The 2,646-nt window shown below is 42.0% G+C and carries 2 protein-coding genes; both read right to left on the bottom strand.

Translation table 11 applies throughout. The features are described from left to right. Window positions 1–66: 66 nt before the first annotated feature. Window positions 67–1,149, bottom strand: coding sequence for a recombinase family protein (locus H8706_RS11835; protein ID WP_262432799.1), 1,083 nt, complete (start codon window positions 1,147–1,149; stop codon window positions 67–69). Window positions 1,150–1,195: 46 nt separating this feature from the next. Further along, on the bottom strand, window positions 1,196–2,646 hold a 1,451-nt coding region (locus H8706_RS11840; protein ID WP_262432800.1), incomplete at its 5' end, for a recombinase family protein.

Genomic DNA, 2,646 nt, shown 5'->3' on the forward strand with positions numbered 1-2,646 from the left:
TTTTAAGTTTATACCAACGTATATTCCCTTTGCTGTCGCTGAATTTGTAATACATTTCTGCCACCCTTATATATTCACTGTGAGCGTAACTGCGTCGAACAGTGCAACCTCTATTTTTTCTTTGGATATAATCTTCACTCGTGTTACCATTGATTTGACCACGCTGTCATCGAAGGTTACGAATTTGCCGGGGAGTTTATCTATTGTGTCATATATAGCCCTTAGTTGGCTTGTCTGAGTGTTTTCTATCTGACTTTTTGCCGTTACAGCATTCAGTTTTGCTTGGAGCTTGCTTACTTCATCATGTTTCTGACGGCATTTTTCATCGATGCTTTCCCGTGTTTCCCTATTCTCGACTCCGAGCCGTATTATTTCAACGATTTCGTTATTCTTTGCTTTAATGCTGCTTTCAAGTCCGTGTATCTGCATTACCGTGTTTGGCGCCGACAGCAATTCCGCTATACTGCCTTTCATTAAGGCTTTGATTTTTTCAGTATTGTCAAGCATTGAGTTCATTGCTTTAAGCACACCGGCGTGCAGTCTTTCTTCCTCTATGCTGAATGAGTCCTTGCAGTATTTAGTTCCGTGGTCAAGTCTGTTTATACATCTCCATACAACCTTTGTTTTGCCGTTTCTCGCCCAAGTCGTCCTGCGGTATTTGCTTCCGCAGTTTCCGCATACGACCAAGCCGGTGAGTGCATATTTACTGTTATATCTTGATTTTTTTGATACATTCTTATCCGATACGGGTGTTAGACTATTTCGCCTTGCAAGCTCAACCTGAACTCTGTCGAACACCTCCGGTGTTATTATCGGTGTGTGGTGGTTTCGTATCAGATACATAGGCAGCTCGCCTGTATTTTTCACGGTTTTCTTCGTGAACAGATCCGCCACATAAGTTTTTTGCACCAGCACATCGCCTCTGTATTTTTCGTTACGCAGAATACCCTGTATCGCCGATCTTTTCCACTCCGAACTGCCCTTTTTGGTCTTATAGCCGTTTTTGGTAAGGTATTCGGATATGCCCTGATAACTGTACCCCTCAAGGAATTTCGTATACACGATTTCTATTATCTTGGCTTCCTCCGGTATGATTTCGGGATTTCCGTCTTTTCCTTTTCTGTATCCGAGGATATTTCCATACATCATAGGAACCTTTCCGGCTTTATAATTAAACCGCTTTCCGAGTTTTACATTATTGCTTGCTTACTTCATCATGTTTCTGACGGCATTTTTCATCGATGCTTTCCCGTGTTTCCCTATTCTCGACTCCGAGCCGTATTATTTCAACGATTTCGTTATTCTTTGCTTTAATGCTGCTTTCAAGTCCGTGTATCTGCATTACCGTGTTTGGCGCCGACAGCAATTCCGCTATACTGCCTTTCATTAAGGCTTTGATTTTTTTAGTATTGTCAAGCATTGAGTTCATTGCTTTAAGCACACCGGCGTGCAGTCTTTCTTCCTCTATGCTGAATGAGTCCTTGCAGTATTTAGTTCCGTGGTCAAGTCTGTTTATACATCTCCATACAACCTTTGTTTTGCCGTTTCTCGCCCAAGTCGTCCTGCGGTATTTGCTTCCGCAGTTTCCGCATACGACCAAGCCGGTGAGTGCATATTTACTGTTATATCTTGATTTTTTTGATACATTCTTATCCGATACGGGTGTTAGACTATTTCGCCTTGCAAGCTCAACCTGAACTCTGTCGAACACCTCCGGTGTTATTATCGGTGTGTGGTGGTTTCGTATCAGATACATAGGCAGCTCGCCTGTATTTTTCACGGTTTTCTTCGTGAACAGATCCGCCACATAAGTTTTTTGCACCAGCACATCGCCTCTGTATTTTTCGTTACGCAGAATACCCTGTATCGCCGATCTTTTCCACTCCGAACTGCCCTTTTTGGTCTTATAGCCGTTTTTGGTAAGGTATTCGGATATGCCCTGATAACTGTACCCCTCAAGGAATTTCGTATACACGATTTCTATTATCTTGGCTTCCTCCGGTATGATTTCGGGATTTCCGTCTTTTCCTTTTCTGTATCCGAGGATATTTCCATACATCATAGGAACCTTTCCGGCTTTATAATTAAACCGCTTTCCGAGTTTTACATTATTGCTTGTTGATTCGCTTTCCGCCTGTGCGAATACACTGTAGAGTGCGACCATCATTTCACTGGTCATTTCGCCTGTGTCTATGTTTTCTTTTTCAAAGTATATTGATATTCCGAGAGCTTTCAGTTCCCTTATGTATTTTATACTGTCTACAATGTTTCTTGCAAATCTCGATATGGATTTCGTAAGTATGTGATCGATTTTCTTTTCCCTGCAAAGTTCTATCATTCTGTTAAATTCATCTCGTTTTTTTGCCATAATGCCGGTTATACCTGCATCGGCAAATATCCCTGCGAGTTTCCAATCAGGATTGCTTTCGATAACCTCTGTGTAATGCTCTATCTGAACATTATAGCTTGTCAGCTGTTCTTCATCGTCCGTGCTGACGCGGCAATATGCAGCAACCCGTCTCTTGCCCTGCTTTTTCTTTTCCTTCGGGCTTTTGGTCGCAGGTATTATTATTACCTCGGTTTCCGGTATTGTTTGTTCCTGAACATATCTCACATCCATATCAATTATCCTCTCTACAATATGCT

The sequence above is a fragment of the Qingrenia yutianensis genome (assembly GCF_014385105.1).
Taxonomy (GTDB): Bacteria; Bacillota; Clostridia; order UMGS1810; family UMGS1810; genus Qingrenia; species Qingrenia yutianensis.

Excerpts from the sequence above, each read along its gene's own strand:
- H8706_RS11835 (WP_262432799.1), bottom strand. The coding sequence starts at position 1,149 with ATGATGTATGGAAATATCCTCGGATACAGAAAAGGAAAAGACGGAAAT.